We start from the raw sequence: 17,093 nt of genomic DNA on the forward strand, positions 1-17,093 counted from the left end.
GGGGCTTCGGGCGGCAGCGCGGACAGCGGCAAGGAGCCGTCCATCGGGGTAGCCATTTATAAATTCGACGATACGTTCATGACGGGTGTACGCAATGCTATCAAAACCAATGCGGAAGGCAAGGCAAAGGTGGATATTGTGGATAGCCAGAACTCCCAGCCGACCCAAAACGACAAGGTCGATCTGTTCATCACCAAAAAGCCAATGCGCTGCTGATCAACCCGGTGGACCGCACGGCGGCCGGCGTGATTATCGACAAGGCCAAAACGGCCAGCATCCCGGTCGTCTTCCTGAACCGTGAGCCGCTGCCCGAAGACATGAAGAAATGGGACAAAGTGTATTACGTCGGCGCCAAAGCGGAAGAATCCGGCACGATGTCCGGGGAACTGATCGCGGACTATTGGAAGGCCCATCCGGAAGCGGATAAAAACAAGGACGGTGTACTGCAGTACGTCATGCTCAAAGGAGAACCCGGACACCAGGATGCGGAGCTGCGCACCAAGTACTCGATCCAGGCGATCGAAGACGCAGGCATCAAGGTCGAAAAACTGGCGGAAGACACAGCGATGTGGGACCGCGTGAAAGGGCAGGAGAAGATGGCCGCTTTCCTCGGCTCGCATGGCGATAAAATCGAAGCCGTTCTCGCGAACAACGACGACATGGCGCTTGGCGCGATCGAAGCGCTGAAAGCGGCAGGCTACTTCACGGGCGGAAAAACGATGCCGGTTGTCGGCGTGGACGCCACGGCGCCGGCGCTTCAAGCACTGCAGGACGGCACGCTGCTCGGCACGGTGCTGAACGATGCGAATAACCAGGGCAAAGCTTCCGTGACGCTGGCCACGCTGCTGGCCAAGGGCGAAACGCCGACCAAGGAGAATGTCGGGTTCGACATCACGGATAATCAATATGTGTGGATTCCTTACAAAAAAATTACCAAAGACAACATCGACGATGCGAAGTAAGCCGACAGGCTGGACTTAAACTAACCATCCCCGGAAAGGGCGGACGAGAAGCGCGGTCCGTCCTTTCCTCTGGATGAGGGCAGGGAGCGGAAGTTATGGCTGAGCGTGAATTTTTACTGGAAATGAACCGGATCAGCAAAGAGTTTCCCGGCGTTAAGGCGCTGGACGGGGTTACGCTGCAGGTAAGGCCCGGTACGGTTCATGCCCTGATGGGGGAGAACGGTGCCGGCAAGTCCACTTTAATGAAATGCCTGTACGGCATTTATTCGCCGGACGCGGGCGATATTCTGCTGGACGGCAATAAGGTCCAGATTAACAATTCCAAGGATGCGCTGAACCTGGGGATTTCGATGATTCATCAGGAGCTGCACCCGGTGCCTTTTCGCAATGTGATGGAAAATATTTGGCTTGGGCGTTTTCCGACAAAGGGCGTGGGATTCATCCGGTTTATCGACCATAAAAAAATAGTACCGGGACACGAAGGAGCTGTTCAAGCAGCTGGACATTGATATTGAGCCGGACGTGATGGTCGGCAAGCTGTCGGTCTCCAAAATCCAGTCCATCGAAATCGCCAAGGCAGTATCCTTTCATGCGCGGGTCATCATCATGGACGAACCGACGTCATCCTTGACCGGTGTGGAAGTCGAGCATTTATTCCGCATCATCCGCGACCTGAAGAAACGCGGGGTGGCCATCATCTACATCTCGCACAAAATGGAGGAAATTTTGCAAATTTCCGACGATGTCACGATTATGCGCGACGGCAGCAAAATCGGCACGTGGCCGGCCAGCGAGCTGACCACAGAGATGATTATCGCGAAGATGGTCGGACGGGACCTGACACACCGGTTTCCGGAGAAAGAGAATGTGCCTGGCGAAGTGATATTGAAGGTTGATGGCGTGACTTCGCCCATCCCGAAATCGTTTAAAGACATTTCCTTTGAGCTGCGCAAAGGGGAAATTCTCGGCATCGGGGGCTTGGTCGGCGCCCAGCGCACCGAGCTGATTGAAGCGCTGTTCGGGCTGAGGGACATCGCCACGGGTTCCATTTTCCTGAACGGCAGCCCGGTCAAAATCAAGTCGCCGGAGGATGCGAAGAAGCTCGGTATGGCACTGCTGACGGAAGAACGGCGGGTCACCGGCATCTTCTCCGTTCTGCCTGTGCACGAAAACGCGGCAATCGCCAATTTGGGCAGATACCGCAAAGCGTTGTTCCTGCTGGACGGCAAACGCAAAAAGCAGGAAGCCGATCAAATGGTGGAGAAGCTGCGCACCAAAACGCCGACCACCCGGGCGCTGATCATGAACTTGTCCGGCGGCAACCAGCAGAAGGTGCTGCTGGCCAGATGGCTTTTGACCGAACCCGAAATTCTGCTGCTGGATGAGCCGACAAGGGGGATCGACGTCGGGGCGAAGTTTGAAATCTATACGATCATCAAAGACCTGGCGAAACAGGGGAAAAGCATCATCATGATCTCCTCCGAAATGCCGGAGCTGCTCGGTATGTCGGACCGGATTATGGTGATGTCTGAAGGACGGCTGACCGGCATCGTGGACGGAAGCAGCGCCACAGAAGAAGAAATCATGCGTCTGGCCGCCCAGCATTAGGGAAAGCCGAAGGAGGAACTAACATGCTGAACACCAATAAAATCAACACAGGCAGGAGATTTCAGGGATTTGCCTCGCAGTATGCGATTTACATCGTGCTGGTGCTGCTGGTCATCGGGATTACGATCTACAATCCTTCTTTTCTGTCCGTAAACTCGCTGCGTGACATTCTTATCCAGTCATCGACCCGCGCCATCATCGCGCTTGGCGTTGCGTTCATTTTGATCACGGCCGGAACCGACTTGTCGGCTGGCCGAATCGTCGGCCTGACCGCGGTTATCTCGGCATCCATGCTGCAGAGCTCGGACTATGCTGCGCGTTTTTTTCCGAATCTGCCGCATCTTCAAGTATGGCTGCCCATTGTCCTGGCCATTATCGTCGGCCTGCTGTGCGGATTGGTTAACGGGCTGGTCGTCTCGAAGCTGAACGTTCCGCCGTTTATCGCAACGCTAGGTACGATGGTTGCAGTGTATGGCCTGAACTCGCTGTATTTTGATATGGAGCCGAATAACTCCCAGCCGATCGGGGGGCTGCGCAAAGATTTCACCGCGATCGGTACAGGATATATCGGCGAAGGGCAGTATTCCGTGCCTTATATCGTGCTGATCGCCATTTTCGTGGCGTTCATCGTCTGGGTCATTTTTACGAAAACGAAGCTTGGAAAATACATGTACGCGATCGGCGGCAACATCCAGGCGGCCAAAGTATCGGGCATCAACGTCGCCAAGTACCTGATTTATATCTATGCCATCGCAGGCGCCCTCTACGGGCTGGCGGGAGTGCTCGAAGCCTCCAGAACCGGCGGCGCAACGAACAACTACGGGAATATGTACGAGCTGGACGCCATTGCGGCCTGCGTCGTCGGCGGGGTGTCTACCACCGGCGGCATCGGCACGGTGCCCGGCGTCATGGTGGGCGTGCTGATCTTTACGATCATCAACTATGGCTTGACCTTTATCGGCATCAGCCCTTACTGGCAGCTCATCATTAAGGGATTGATCATCGTAGCGGCCGTCGCTTTCGACATGCGGAAGTATGCTGCCAAAAAGTAATAGGCCATAAAGGAATCGATCTTCTCGTCATGCAAACAAGCTGCGGCATTTCATGCTGCGGCTTATTTGTGCTGGAGCTGGAGTAATTCGGCTGAAAGAAGGACGGATGGTTGATGTATGACGGATTACCATTATTTGAGGCGTAGCCAGAAGAAACAAACATGTTACAATGTGAGGGTAGATTGTTTACAACTTTGTAACCTGTGTAAACGAAATCAACTTACGATATTTCACTGCGAAAAGGAGATGTTTGCAAGATGAAAAACAAAATGATGAAGACCATCGCCGGAGGAGCTTTCGCTGCCGTACTGGCTGCAGGACTGATCGGGTCCGGATCTGCATCAGCCGCTTCTGCCACCTCCGCTCCTCAAAAACAAGATCTCGGCAGCCTGCAGGCTTACCTGGAGCAGCTGCTTCAAAATAACGGCGGTTCTTATAATTGGAACTTCGTATACGAGCTGCCTTCCAATGGGCAAGTAAACGTACCGACAAATGGAACGGACAAGCCAACGACGACCAAACCTTCTACGCCGCAAACAAGCAAGCCTTCGGCTCCACAGACGAGCAAGCCGTCCACGCCAACGACTACGACGCCTTCGACTCCGTCCAACAACAGCGGAAGCAACACGGCGGACAAGTCCGGCTATGCCGCTCAAGTTATCAAGCTGGTTAACCAGGAACGTGCGAAAGCCGGCCTCGGTGCACTGAAGGAAAATACGAAGCTGTCCGGCATGGCGATGGACAAAGCGAAAGACATGTACAGCAACAATTACTTTGACCACAATTCTCCAACGTACGGATCTCCGTTTGACATGATGAAGAAGTACGGCATTTCTTACAGCTATGCTGGCGAGAACATCGCCAAAGGCCAAAAGGATCCGGCTGACGTCATGAATGCGTGGATGAACAGCGAAGGCCACCGCGCGAACATTTTGAACAGCCATTACACCACGATCGGCGTGGCCTACTATAATGGGGTCTGGGTTCAAGAGTTTATTGCGAACTAATCATTCATATCATTTAAACAAAAAGGGTGCCCCATGGCCGTTCGGCAGGGGTGCCCTTTAAATTTAAAAAAAGCTCGGTCAATCCCTCGGGATATGTTTGGCCGGTGAGTCCGATGATTGCATACGAATTGAAAAAAGCAGAACCCGCATGCTTCAGCATACGAATTCTGCTTTGATGGGTTATGCAGGGGTCGAACCTGCGACCTGCCGATTAAGAGTCGGCTGCTCTACCAGCTAAGCTAATAACCCGCGTCGTCTAACAGAGAATATTATAACTCCGTTTCTCCCGAATATCCACTATGTTCACAAAATCGACAAAAAAGGCTGATGCTAAAACCGGGAATATGGCATGATTTGCAAATTGCCGGGAGAAGTTTTATGTTTATGTACATAACGTTTACGGAAACGACCGTTCAGATCGATCTGTGGAGGGATTATGTCTTGAGTTCATCGAAGTGGATTTGGCGGATTATCGGCATTCTGTCCGTAGCGGCAACGCTCCTCCTCATCGCCGGCTTCGCCTATGCGGTACAGGATATCAACCATCCCCAAGGCAGCAAGCTAAACCTGTCGGCTCCTTCCGCCAAACCTGAAGGAACGGCAACGGGCAATATTGAACAGAAAAAAGAGCTGAAGGCTGCGGTCATCGGAGATTCCTTGGCCAAAGGAACCGGCGACAGCACCGGGAGCGGCTTCGCGCGGCGAAGTGTGACCAAGCTTGCAGAGGCTACGGGCAAGAAGGTGACCCTGCTGAACAATCTTGGCATTAACGGGCTGACCACATCCGGACTGCTTCCGAAGCTGAAGGAACAAGGGACCCGGTACGTGCTTGGCGAGGCGGACATCATCCTGTTGTCCATCGGGGGCAATGATTTGTTCCAGGGGGCGGATCTGCTGTCAGGAAGCCAGACCGGTACCGCGTCCAACGGCGGAGAGGCTGCGGATCTGGACCCTGATGAGCTGCTGGAAGCGCTGCCCCAGGCGAAGAAACAGCTGCAGCAAATTTTGGAGCAAACCCGGAAGATCAACCCGGGTGCGCTCATCATTTACGTCGGGCTCTATAATCCGTTTGGAGACGTGAAGGATCTTAAAGTGGCCGGTAATCAAGCCGTTTCGGAGTGGAACAGTGCTGCGCTCACGGTCATCAATAAATATGACAACATGACGCTTGTTCCGACGTTCGACCTTTTTCAGCACCATTTGAACAAGTATTTGTCGACGGACCATTTCCATCCGAACGATCAAGGATATGAGCGGATTGCCGAGCGAATTGTACAGGGAATGTTGTGAGAAAGAAGCGGGAAAGGGGCGTCAGGCGCGCATATGTCTGAAGGAAGCATCTTGAAATCTCAGGATGACGTCGTTCTGTCGGTTGAGCATGTGAAGAAGAAGATCGGACGGAAGTGGATCATTCACGATGTCACCTTCGACGTTCGGGAGGGCGAAGTGTTCGGCTTTCTGGGCCCGAACGGGGCTGGCAAAACGACGACCATCCGCATGCTGGTGGATTTGATCAAGCCGACCAGCGGTACCATCCGGGTGTGCGGATACGACGTGAACAAGAATCAGGAGCAGGCGCTCCGGTTTGTAGGCTCGATCGTCGAAAACCCGGAGGCGTATACTTATTTGACAGGATGGGAGAACCTCGAGCATTTTGCCCGGATGCAGCGCGGAATAGACCGTCAGCGTATCCAGGAAGTGGTTGACATCGTCAGGCTCGACCAGCGCATTCATGACAAGGTCAGCACGTATTCGCTCGGGATGAGGCAGCGGCTTGGAATCGCCCAAGCCCTTCTGGGACGGCCCAAGCTGCTGATTCTGGATGAGCCGACCAACGGGCTCGATCCGAAAGGATCAAGGAGCTGAGACAGTTTATCCGCCAGCTGGCCGATGAAGGGCTCGCCGTATTTGTGTCCAGCCACCTGCTGAGTGAAATCCAGCTGCTGTGCGACCGGGTGGCCATCATCAGCAAGGGGCGCGTACTGGCCGTGGGTCCTGTTGAAGAGCTGGTATCGGAAAATGCCCAATATATCATATGGGATCTCTCTTCCGTAGGAGAAGGCAGGTCCTTACTCAGCCGGCAGGCAGGCGTAGAGGTAATTACGGACGCCGAAGAGGTGCTCGATGACGCCATCATCGCCGGTATGGGGCAGGAAGCGATCGTGACCCGGATGGACGAACAGCATGTCGCCTCCATCGTCAGACAGCTCGTTTCAGCAGGGATTGAAGTCAAGGGCGTGCATAAAATTAATCCGACTCTGGAACAGCTGTTCCTCAAAATGACGGAAGGTGAGAGCATTGATTAACCTGCTTCCGCTGGTCAAAAACGAAACGATCAAAATCATCAAAAAGAAACGGTTTTATGTCGTATTGCTGATCCTTGTCGTCCTGGTGCCCATGTTCACCTACGCCCAGATGCGCTCGGCCGAACGGACACGCGATAAGTTTCACGGCGATTGGCGGCTTGAAGTTCAGCAGCAGATCACCGATAATGAAAATTCACTCAGCAGCGACCGCGTTCCGGACGAATGGAAAAAGTTCCGGAAAATTTTTATCCAGCAGCTGCAGTATTATCTGGACCATGACGTGAACCCGAACGAGCCGAACGGCGTCACCTTTACCCGCGAGTTTCTGGACAACTCCATTTCCTTGTTCATACCTCTGTTGGTAATGGCGATCGCCTCGGATATCGTATCGGGCGAGAGGACATCGGGCACGATCAAAATGCTGCTGACCCGGCCGGTTAAAAGGTGGAAGGTGCTGCTCAGTAAATTGATCGCGCTGGTCATGTACAATTCGTTAATCGTCGTGGCGACGGTCATCATCACTTATTTGATTTCGGGCGCGGTATTTGGCTACAAAGGCTTTACGATTCCGGTATTCACCGGCTTTCTTATCCGCGGCTCGGAGGTGGATATGTCCGCCGTTCATGCCGTTCCACAGTGGGAATACCTGCTGATGCAGGCGGGTCTTGCCTGGTTCGTCAGCCTTGTCGTCGGGGTGCTCGCATTTATGGTGTCCGTGCTTGTCCGCAGCACCGCCGCCAGTATCGTCGTCATGATGGCGGCTCTGATTGCCGGCTCAATATTGACGAACATGGCGTCCGCATGGAACAGCGCCAAATATTTATTTATGGTCAACCTGCAGCTGACCAATTACCTGTCGGGCACGCCGGCGCCGATCGAGGGCATGAGCTTGACGTTTTCACTCATCGTGCTGACGGTTTGGGGGGCTGCTGCGATTGCAATCTCTTTCCTTGTCTTTACGAAAAGGGATATCTTGAATTAAAATGGACAAGGATAACAAACATCTGTTTGCATTTTGGATGAAATTCATCCTACATAAAGATACACAAAGGGGGAGCATGAATGGTCGAGCAGATCGATATGTTTGCAGAGTCATCAAAGGGCGGCCCGAACGGCCAAACCGGATACGATGCTGACGACATTCAAGTGCTCGAAGGCCTGGTTGCGGTTCGCAAACGGCCAGGTATGTATATTGGCAGCACCAGCTCATCCGGACTTCATCATCTGGTATGGGAAATTGTTGATAATGCTGTAGACGAGCATTTAGCCAAATACTGCACGAGAATCGAAATTACGGTACACAAAGACGGATCTATCACCGTTCTGGACAACGGGCGGGGGATACCGACAGGAATGCACAAGACGGGTATCCCTACGCCGCAGGTCGTTTATACGATCCTGCATGCCGGCGGCAAATTTGGCGGATCGGGTTATAAGAAGTCCGGCGGTTTGCACGGCGTAGGCGCTTCGGTGACCAACGCGCTGTCGGAATGGCTTGAGGTGGAAATTTACCGGGAAGGCAAGATCCACCGGATGCGTTTTGAATATTGGCAGGACAAGAAAGGCAAGGAGCACGTCGGCGAGCCGGTGACCGGCCTGGAAGTGCTGGGCAATACGAACAAGACCGGCACCAAGGTGACGTTTAAGCCTGACGCGCGTGTGTTTCAGGGCGGTATCAACGTAACTTACGATACCCTCGCCGAACGGCTTCAGGAAATTGCATTCTTGAACTCCGGGCTGCGGATCGTCCTGAAGGCGAGCGTGCGGACCGCCAGGACGAGTTTTTCATGAAGGCGGCGCCAGCCAGTTCGTCGAATTTCATAACGCAGGATATACCGAAACGATCGCCTCCTTCGTCAACTCGATTCCGACTCGCGGCGGCGGTACGCATGAAACAGGCTTTAAAACGGCCTACACACGCGTGATGAACGATTATGCCCGCAAAAATCACCTGCTGAAAGAAAAGGACAAAAACCTTGAGGGGAACGATCTGCGCGAAGGCATGATGGCGGTCATCAGCGTTAAGATGGCCGAGGTCGAATTCGTGGGCCAGACCAAGGACCAGCTGGGCAGCGCTTCCGCGCGGAGCACCGTCGATGCGGTCGTGTCGGAGAAAATGCAGATTTTCCTTGAGGAAAATCCGCAGGTGGCCCAGACGCTGATCAAAAAGGCGATCCAGGCCTCCAAAGCGAGGGAAGCCGCGCGGAAAGCGCGCGACGATATGCGCAGCGGCAAGAAGCGCAGCGAGAGCTCGAATCTGGGCGGCAAGCTGTCGCCGGCGCAGTCGAAGGATTTTACCCGTACGGAGCTGTTTGTCGTGGAAGGGAACTCTGCTGGCGGATCGGCCAAGCAGGGCCGGGATTCCAAAATTCAGGCAATCCTTCCGCTGAAGGGGAAGCCGATGAATCCGGAGAAGGCGAAGCTCGCCGACATTATGAAGAACGAAGAATACCGGATGATCATTTCCGCCATCGGGGCCGGCATCGGCAACGAGTTTGAAATCGAAGACAGCAATTACTCCAAAATTATTATTATGACCGACGCAGACACGGACGGTGCGCACATTCAAGTGCTGCTGCTGACCTTTTTCTACCGTTACATGAAGCCGCTGATCGATGCCGGAAGAGTGTATATCGCTCAGCCTCCGCTGTACAAAATTACGCGGAAGTCCGGCAAGCTGGAGACGATCCGTTATAAAAACTACGAGCTTCAGCGTTACAAGGGACTGGGCGAGATGAACCCCGAACAGCTGTGGGAAACGACGATGAACCCGGACACCAGAACGCTGCTGCAGGTGCAGATCGAGGATGCCGCCAAGGCCGAACGGCGCGTCTCCACGCTGATGGGCGACAAGATTGATCCGCGCAAGCGCTGGATCGTGGAAAACGTGGACTTTAGAGAGTTCGAGGAATAGAAGGTGAATGGATGAGCTTATCGGAACAATTTTTGCCGGCCTTTCTGGAGGAGGTCGTCGGCGACCGCTTTGGCCGGTACTCCAAATATATTATTCAGGACCGGGCCATTCCCGACGTGCGGGACGGCCTGAAGCCTGTTCAGCGCCGGATTCTGTACGCGATGTACGATTCGGGCAACACACCGGATAAACCTTACCGCAAATCCGCCAAAACCGTCGGGGACGTCATGGGCAACTATCATCCCCACGGGGATGCGTCCATCTATGACGGCATGGTCCGGATGGCCCAGCCTTGGAAGATGGGGCATGTGCTGGTGGACGGTCACGGCAACTGGGGTTCGATTGACGATGACCCGGCCGCAGCGATGCGGTACACGGAAGCCCGCCTGTCGCCGATCGCCATGGAGCTGCTGCGGGATATTGAGAAGCGCACCGTGCAGTTCAAGGACAACTTTGATAATACCGCCAAGGAGCCGGTCGTTCTTCCCTCCAGGTATCCGAATCTGCTGGTCAACGGGGTCAGCGGCATTTCCGCGGGTTTTGCAACCGAGATTCCGCCGCACAACCTGCGCGAGGTGATCGACGCATGCATCGCCGTCATGCAGAAGCCGGAAATCGAGCTGGACGAGATTATGACCTTTATCAAAGGTCCCGATTTTCCGACGGGCGGCCTGATCATGGGCGGAGACGGCATCAAGGAAGCGTACCAGACGGGCAAGGGACGGATTTATCTCCGGTCTAAAGCGGACATTGAGTTTCTGCGCGGCGGCAAGCAGCAAATCGTCATTACCGAAATTCCGTACCAGGTCGTCAAATCGCGACTGGTGACACAAATGGAGAATATTCGACTCGAGAAAAAAATCGAGGGAATTTCGGAGGTTCGTGACGAAAGCGGCCGCGAAGGATTGCGCATCGTTGTCGAAATCAAGAAGGAAGCGGATGCCCAGGGCATTCTGGCGTATCTGCTTAAGAAGACCGATTTGCAGGTGACGTACAACTTCAACATGGTTTCCATCGTCAACAAGGCGCCGCAGCAGCTTGGACTGAAAGCGATGCTGCAAGCCTACATCGAGCATCAGCGCGAGGTCGTGACCTACCGGACGCAGTTTGACCTCGAGAAGGCGGAGGCGAGAGCCCATGTGCTCGAAGGTCTTGTCAAGGCGCTGAACATTCTGGACGAAGTCATCGCGGCCATCAAGGCTTCCAGCAACCGCCAGGATGCGCAGAACAACCTGCAATGGATGTTCGGGTTTACGGAGCGTCAGGCCGATGCGATTCTGACCCTGCAGTTGTACCGTCTGACCAACCTGGAGATCACGACACTGCAGAAGGAGCTGGACGAGCTGCATAAGAAGATCGCCCAGTACCAGGCGATTCTGGAGAGCGACAAGAAGCTGATCGCGCTGATCCGCAAGGAGCTGCTCGAAATCCGCGACAAGTACGGCGTGGACCGGCGCTCTTCGATCCAGGGCGAGGTTGAGGAAATCAAGGTCAACCTGGAAGTCATGGTCAGCTCGGAGGATGTGCTCGTAACTCTGTCCAACGATGGATACATCAAGCGGACGAGCATGCTGTCGTTTACGCGTTCCGGCGGGGAGCTGGACAGCTCCGGGGTGAAGGAAGGCGATTATGTCAACAGGGTGCTGGAGGTCAACACGCTGGATAATCTGCTGATCTTTACGCAGCGTGGCCAATTCTTCCTACTGCCGGTGCATCAGGTGCCGGAGTTCAAGTGGAAGGACCCGGGAACGGCGATCGTCAACGTCATCAACCTGGCGAAGGAAGATGAGATCGTCGGGGCCATCCCTGTCAACAATTTTGACCAGCCCGATAAATCGCTCGTCTTCGTGACCCGTAAGGGCCAAGTGAAGCGGACGGAGCTGAAAGAATACATGACAAACCGCTCCAGCGCGGTTGCCGCTTGCAAGGTCGGCAGCGACGATGCGGTCCTTTCGGTAACGATGAGCAATAACGACAAAGACATTTTGCTGGTCAGCAGGGACGGCATGAGCATCCGCTTCAAGGAGCAGGAGGTTAATGCGATGGGCCGCGTATCCGCCGGGGTGCGCGGAATTCAGCTCAAGGAAGGCGATGAGGTCGTATCCGCCCTGTGGGTAGAAGAGGACGAGGGCGAAATCCTCACCTTAACGGATCTGGGCTACGGCAAACGGACGCTGCTGGCGGACTATCTGCCGCAGAGCCGCGGCGGCAAGGGACTGGCTACGTTCGAGTTCAAGGAAGGCAAGCGGGTGAAGCCGAACGGAACCCGAATCGCGGGAGCGTTTTATTGCCGCGAGCCGCTTGAGATCACGGCCATGACACAGGCCGGTCAAAGCTTCAGCTTCAATTCGGAGCAGGCGCCGCTCGCCGAGCGGAAATCGATCGGCAAGCTGCTCGTGCATGTGGAGAAGAAGGACGAGATTATCGATTTGCTCGTGACCGGCTCCGAATCGAGCCGGACGGAGTCCAAATCATAAAATCAATAACTGAAAGGGCATCCCGGGCTGCGGGATGCCCTTTGTTTTTAACCGAAAATTTTTAAAAATTTCGTGGCTCCCCGAAAAGGTTCTAAATGGGCACGGGAAGGCCATCGGAGCCGCGTTATAGGGGATGTTTTTCCTGTAAATTTACACAGTTTTCACGAACCAAGCAAAGAAATTTTTCATGGTGAAGAAGGAATTGCTTTAAATTGCGCGAAACTTAATCATGTAAATCATGGCGATTACAAGATACTGAGCGAAAGGAAGGATATACAGTGCAGACTTCCGAATTTGCGAAAATGTGGTCTAAACTAAGCAAAGATTACAAATTACATATGGAAAATGAGCTCGCCCCGGCCCTGACGGAGTCCCAGCTAACCGTGCTTGAAGTGCTGAGCGATCAGGAACGGATGAAGCCTTCGGACTTGACCCCGCTGCTGGCGACAAGCCCTGCCGCGGTCACCATGCTGCTGGACCGTATGGAGAAGAACGGGCTGATCCAGCGTGAGCGGGATTTGAACGACCGGCGGATCGTATGGGTGTCCATTTCGGAAAAGGGCAAGAACGAAGTGCTCCGCGGTCTGCAGATCCGCGATGCGTTCCTGTCCGGCGTGCTGAGCCGAATCTCGCTTCACAACCAGCAGCTGCTGGTGTATCTATTGGGCAAAATCACGGCCTAAACCGGGCCAGGCGTGTTGGAAGGCGCCGTTTAGGGCATCGTATGGATAACGATGCTTATATCCCTATTATTTCTTCAAGAGGAGTCATCATGGATGAGTAAGTTAGAGCTTTTGCGGCACCCCAAGCAAAGAAAGCTGCTCTTTAGCGCCGGCTTCAGCTGGTTGTTCGACGCTATGGATGTCGGCATCATATCGTTTATCGTAACGGCATTAACGGTCGAATGGAAGCTGTCACCGCAGCAGGTCGGAGTCCTGACCAGCATGAACTCCGTCGGCATGGTCATCGGAGCGGCTGCTGCCGGTTATATGGCTGACCGGTTCGGACGCAAGACGATCCTGATGTGGACCCTGCTCATTTTTTCGGTGGCGAGCGGCTTGTCCGCGTTGGCCGCAAGCTTTGCCGTGCTGTGCCTGCTGCGGTTTATTACCGGCATCGGTCTTGGCGGCGAGCTGCCAGTGGCTTCAACGCTCGTCTCGGAGTCGATGCCGGCACGCGACCGCGGCAGAGCCGTCGTCCTGCTGGAGAGCTTCTGGGCGGGAGGATGGCTGGTCGCTGCGCTGGTATCGTACTTCGTTATTCCGAAGTACGGATGGCAGATTGCGTTTGTCATCGGGGCTTTACCTGCGCTATATGCCATATATTTACGCAAATCCATCGAAGATGCGCCGCGTTTCAAGGAACAGCAGGCAAGCGTCTCGAAGCTGTCCTTCGGGACCAAATTTAAGTCGATTTGGGCTAAAGAGCACAGCCGCTCCACGCTGATGCTGTGGATTCTGTGGTTTACCGTCGTGTTTTCCTATTACGGCATGTTTTTGTGGCTGCCGTCGGTCATGGTTCTCAAAGGCTTCAGTTTGGTCAAAAGTTTTGAATACGTGCTGATCATGACGATTGCCCAGCTGCCCGGTTATTTTACCGCGGCTTACTTCATCGAGAAGTTCGGACGCAAGTTCGTTATGGTTACTTATTTGACGCTGACGGCGCTGAGTGCGCTGTGGTTCGGTTATGCAGATACAGAAGGCATGCTGATTGCCGCGGGCATCTGCTTGTCCTTCTTTAACCTCGGTGCCTGGGGCGGCATGTATGCCTATACGCCGGAGCTGTACCCGACCCGGGTGCGGTCCACCGGCGTGGGGCTGGCCACATCGGTCGGCCGGGTCGGCGGCGTCATTGCCCCGCTTCTCGTAGGCGTGATGGTTGGCAAGGGCATCAGCATCGATACCATTTTCGGCATGTTTTTTGTTATTGTGCTGATCGGTGCAATCGGAGTGCTGCTTCTTGGTAAGGAAACCAAAGGCAAGGAACTGGCCGATTAAACGGCAATAAATACGTCATGTGTTGAAGAAGCTGTCCCGGGCAGCTTCTTTCCTTTTTCGGCATGCATATTTTTGGACTTTGCCACGCTCGTTCTTCCGCCCAAGATGACTAAATCTACGGGTTTGATTGTGATTTCCGGTTGTTTTGAATTATAATAAATATTGTTGCAGTTAGACGCTATCAGAATGGGGGAAGGAATATGCAGCTGATCAATCCCGGCATGGTCCAGGAGATGCTAGATTCATTGAAAAACCAGGACCTTTATATACACCTTGAAATGACAACGGGTGCGTACGCTTCACACAACGATTCATCCAAATTTACCGCATCGACGTTTATCCATAACGGCGTCGTCCGATATTCGCAGGGCTCCATCGCCGGTTTCGGCCCTTACCGGGTTGGCCTTAAGATGGAGCAGGGCTGGGTTTATGCGCAAGGCTTGACCCATTTTGATGAGACGGAAACGGATCGGCTGATCATGGCCGGACATGACAGCGACGGCAAGCTCGTCGTGGCGCTTCAGCTGAGCCGCCAACCATTTTAACGAGAGAGAAGGTTAGACATATGGAAAAACATATCCTTGTGGTGTTTCCCCACCCCGATGATGAGTCGTTCGGCACGTCGGGGACGCTGGCTAAGCATATCCAGGCCGGAACCCAGGTGACGTACGCCTGTTTAACCCTGGGGGAAATGGCCCGCAACATGGGCAATCCCATCTTGGCGAACCGCGTGACGCTTCCCGAGCTGCGCCGGAAGGAGCTGGAGGAGTCCTGCCGGGCGATCGGCATCCAGGATCTTCGCCTCATGGGTCTGCATGACAAGACGGTGGAGTTTGAGGATCAGGAGATGCTCACCAGCCGCCTGCGCGCGCTGATTGACGAAGTGAAGCCGTCGCTGATCATCACGTTCTACCCGGGTTACGCCGTTCACCCGGACCATGACGCGACCGGAGCCGCGGTTATCCGGACCGTGACGGCGATGCCGAAGAAGGAGCGGCCGAAAGTGCACTGCCTGGCGTTCTCCAACGGGTGCGAGAAGATCCTTGGCAAACCGGATGTCCTTGTGGATGTGCGCGATTATTTGCCGCAGAAGTTTGCCTCGATCCGCGCCCATCAGTCGCAGTTCCGCTGGGAGACGAGCGGACAGTCGGAACTGGATAAAGCCGTGCTGGAGCGCTTCAGCCAAGAGCGGTTCTGGACTTATCATTTTGAATAATAGCATGGATTCGAAGACAAGCCGGACGGGCTGCTGCCATCACTGCAGCGCCCGTCTTTTTTTGTGCAGCATTATCGAAGCAGTAAGCCGGCCCTTGGTGCAAAAGCACATCAGGTGCGTCTTGACGCCAAGGGGGATATTGACAACATGGGGCTCCGGCGGATACAATTTGTGAAATCCTGTTTAGGATTAACATGTGAGCAGAAAGGTTGTGGCCCTGGAGATGAGCCGAGAAGAGTTGAGAAGAGCAGAGATTGACGAGAAGGAGCGTACCGCAGAAAAAGGTACCGCAGCAGGGCTGACAAGCAGAGGGCTGGCCGATGAGGAGCCAAGCCGTGATCAGATTAGCCGTTCCGAAGGAGATGGGGGGGACATCCGGCTGGAACGGATCGTCTTCATCGGAAGAACCTATGACGAATATTTGCGGATGTTTAATTTGAAGCCCGGGGACTTGAAGGGACGAACCGTCCTGGAGCGATATGTGGCGGCCGTTTTGCCGGTGCTGCCGTTTGCAGACCGGCAGTTTGACATGACACTGTCGGCGCATTTTTTGTTTATGTACAGCGACAAGCTGGATTACGCGTTTCATGAGCAGACGGTGGGTGAGCTGATGCGGGTGACGAAGGAGGAAATCCGGATTTTTCCGCTGGTGGACCAGAGCAGCCGCAGGTACAAGGACATGCAGAAGCTGCTGACGTTCGCCGCTGGAAACGGATGGTCAGCCGAGGAACGGCCGTCGGACTACGAGTTCCAGCGCGGAGCATCCTCAATGCTGGTGCTGACAAGAAACTGACGGGAAAAAGAATGGCCAACGAGACGGACGTTGGATGCCGGCATAATGCCGAAGTTGGATCGTAACCGTCTTTTGTCAGTTCCGCAGAACTTATTCTTATTAAAATAATAAGCCGGAGAGCCTGCGTATGCAGGGCTCTCCGGCTTTTATACTGTTGCGGCCGATTACAGCCGCCGGGCGGGATGAATTATGATTCCTTGTCCGTCAAAGCGTTCAGGGTCGCTTCCGGCCACAAATTCCAGGGATGCTCTGCAGGCGGAAGTGAGGCAAGAACGATCTCTTCCTTTGTGATGGGATGAGGAACGCCGACGATGACAGACCACAGGGCGATCTGCTGCCCCGGCTTATTGAGCCCTTTGCCGTATTTCTGATCGCCGTAGAGCGGACAGCCGGCATGGCTCATCTGAACCCGAATCTGATGGGACCGGCCGGTATGTAGCTCCACCTTGACCAAGCTATAGCGGTCCGCCTCTGCGATCACTTCGTAATCCAGCAGCGCTTCCTTCGCGCCGGATGTTCCTGGCTTCACCACAGACACGGTATTGGTCTTGGCATCCTTGAGCAGGAAGTCTTTCAGGCTACCTGTCGGCGCAGGCAGCCTCCCGTGTACGACGGCCGCGTAAACTTTGCGGAACTTGCGGGAGCGTACCGTTTCCGACAGCCGAGAGGCGGCCTTGGATGTCTTGGCAAACACCATCGCCCCGCCGACGGGACGATCCAGCCGATGCACCAGGCCGACAAATACGTTGCCGGGCTTGTTA

At 54.4% G+C, this 17,093-nt stretch carries 11 protein-coding genes, 1 tRNA gene and 4 pseudogenes; 14 read left to right on the forward strand and 2 right to left on the reverse strand.

Annotated features, from left to right (window positions below):
* The 4 genes and pseudogenes from CPT76_RS05155 to CPT76_RS05170 all read left to right on the forward strand — a co-directional run.
* Positions 1-962 (forward strand): annotated as a pseudogene (locus tag CPT76_RS05155) (galactose ABC transporter substrate-binding protein); the annotation flags it as partial.
* Positions 963-1,057: 95 nt separating this feature from the next.
* Positions 1,058-2,570, forward strand: a pseudogene (locus tag CPT76_RS05160) (sugar ABC transporter ATP-binding protein).
* A 23-nt stretch (positions 2,571-2,593) separates the two neighbouring features.
* Positions 2,594-3,622: a galactose/methyl galactoside ABC transporter permease MglC gene (gene mglC, locus CPT76_RS05165; protein ID WP_089547997.1), complete on the forward strand. Its 1,029-nt coding sequence runs from the start codon at positions 2,594-2,596 to the stop codon at positions 3,620-3,622.
* A gap of 257 nt (positions 3,623-3,879) precedes the next feature.
* Positions 3,880-4,629, forward strand: coding sequence for a CAP domain-containing protein (locus CPT76_RS05170; protein ID WP_105442149.1), 750 nt, complete (start codon positions 3,880-3,882; stop codon positions 4,627-4,629).
* Between the two features lie 176 nt (positions 4,630-4,805).
* Here CPT76_RS05170 and CPT76_RS05175 read toward each other — a convergent pair.
* Positions 4,806-4,878, reverse strand: a tRNA-Lys gene (locus tag CPT76_RS05175).
* Positions 4,879-5,007: 129 nt separating this feature from the next.
* Here CPT76_RS05175 and CPT76_RS05180 point away from each other — a divergent pair.
* The 10 genes and pseudogenes from CPT76_RS05180 to CPT76_RS05225 all read left to right on the forward strand — a co-directional run bounded on the left by CPT76_RS05180 (position 5,008) and on the right by CPT76_RS05225 (position 16,332).
* Complete coding sequence (locus tag CPT76_RS05180; protein WP_308737517.1) at positions 5,008-5,919, forward strand: GDSL-type esterase/lipase family protein; 912 nt, start codon at positions 5,008-5,010, stop codon at positions 5,917-5,919.
* 33 nt (positions 5,920-5,952) lie between these two features.
* A pseudogene (locus CPT76_RS05185) lies at positions 5,953-6,935 on the forward strand (ABC transporter ATP-binding protein).
* On the forward strand, positions 6,928-7,917 hold the full coding sequence (locus CPT76_RS05190) for an ABC transporter permease (protein WP_105442150.1): 990 nt from the start codon (positions 6,928-6,930) through the stop codon (positions 7,915-7,917). The pseudogene CPT76_RS05185 and the gene CPT76_RS05190 overlap by 8 nt, the downstream one beginning before the upstream one ends.
* Before the next feature lie 80 nt (positions 7,918-7,997).
* Positions 7,998-9,849, forward strand: a pseudogene (locus CPT76_RS05195) (DNA gyrase/topoisomerase IV subunit B).
* Between the two features lie 11 nt (positions 9,850-9,860).
* On the forward strand, positions 9,861-12,326 hold the full coding sequence (gyrA, locus tag CPT76_RS05200) for a DNA gyrase subunit A (RefSeq protein WP_105442151.1): 2,466 nt from the start codon (positions 9,861-9,863) through the stop codon (positions 12,324-12,326).
* Between the two features lie 278 nt (positions 12,327-12,604).
* Positions 12,605-13,009, forward strand: coding sequence for a MarR family winged helix-turn-helix transcriptional regulator (locus tag CPT76_RS05205; RefSeq protein ID WP_076170968.1), 405 nt, complete (start codon positions 12,605-12,607; stop codon positions 13,007-13,009).
* Between the two features lie 93 nt (positions 13,010-13,102).
* Entirely contained in the window at positions 13,103-14,323 is a 1,221-nt protein-coding gene (locus CPT76_RS05210) for an MFS transporter (protein ID WP_105442152.1), read from the forward strand.
* Positions 14,324-14,523: 200 nt separating this feature from the next.
* Entirely contained in the window at positions 14,524-14,868 is a 345-nt protein-coding gene (locus CPT76_RS05215; protein ID WP_105442153.1) for a YojF family protein, read from the forward strand.
* Positions 14,869-14,888: 20 nt separating this feature from the next.
* Entirely contained in the window at positions 14,889-15,539 is a 651-nt protein-coding gene (bshB2, locus tag CPT76_RS05220; protein ID WP_105442154.1) for a bacillithiol biosynthesis deacetylase BshB2, read from the forward strand.
* A 196-nt stretch (positions 15,540-15,735) separates the two neighbouring features.
* Entirely contained in the window at positions 15,736-16,332 is a 597-nt protein-coding gene (locus CPT76_RS05225; protein WP_308737518.1) for a hypothetical protein, read from the forward strand.
* A 187-nt stretch (positions 16,333-16,519) separates the two neighbouring features.
* Here the strand turns inward: CPT76_RS05225 and CPT76_RS05230 are convergent.
* The coding region (locus tag CPT76_RS05230) for an RluA family pseudouridine synthase (RefSeq protein ID WP_105442155.1) at positions 16,520-17,093 on the reverse strand (574 nt) is incomplete at its 5' end.

This window comes from Paenibacillus sp. AR247 (assembly GCF_002968895.1).
Classification (GTDB): domain Bacteria; phylum Bacillota; class Bacilli; order Paenibacillales; family Paenibacillaceae; genus Paenibacillus_AQ; species Paenibacillus_AQ favisporus.

Bases quoted from the DNA above. Each gene is read 5' to 3' on its own strand.
- bshB2 (WP_105442154.1), top strand. From the start codon at position 14,889: ATGGAAAAACATATCCTTGTGGTGTTTCCCCACCCCGATGATGAGTCG.
- CPT76_RS05170 (WP_105442149.1), top strand. From the start codon at position 3,880: ATGAAAAACAAAATGATGAAGACCATCGCCGGAGGAGCTTTCGCTGCC.
- gyrA (WP_105442151.1), top strand. From the start codon at position 9,861: ATGAGCTTATCGGAACAATTTTTGCCGGCCTTTCTGGAGGAGGTCGTC.
- mglC (WP_089547997.1), top strand. From the start codon at position 2,594: ATGCTGAACACCAATAAAATCAACACAGGCAGGAGATTTCAGGGATTT.
- CPT76_RS05215 (WP_105442153.1), top strand. From the start codon at position 14,524: ATGCAGCTGATCAATCCCGGCATGGTCCAGGAGATGCTAGATTCATTG.
- CPT76_RS05180 (WP_308737517.1), top strand. From the start codon at position 5,008: ATGTTTATGTACATAACGTTTACGGAAACGACCGTTCAGATCGATCTG.
- CPT76_RS05210 (WP_105442152.1), top strand. From the start codon at position 13,103: ATGAGTAAGTTAGAGCTTTTGCGGCACCCCAAGCAAAGAAAGCTGCTC.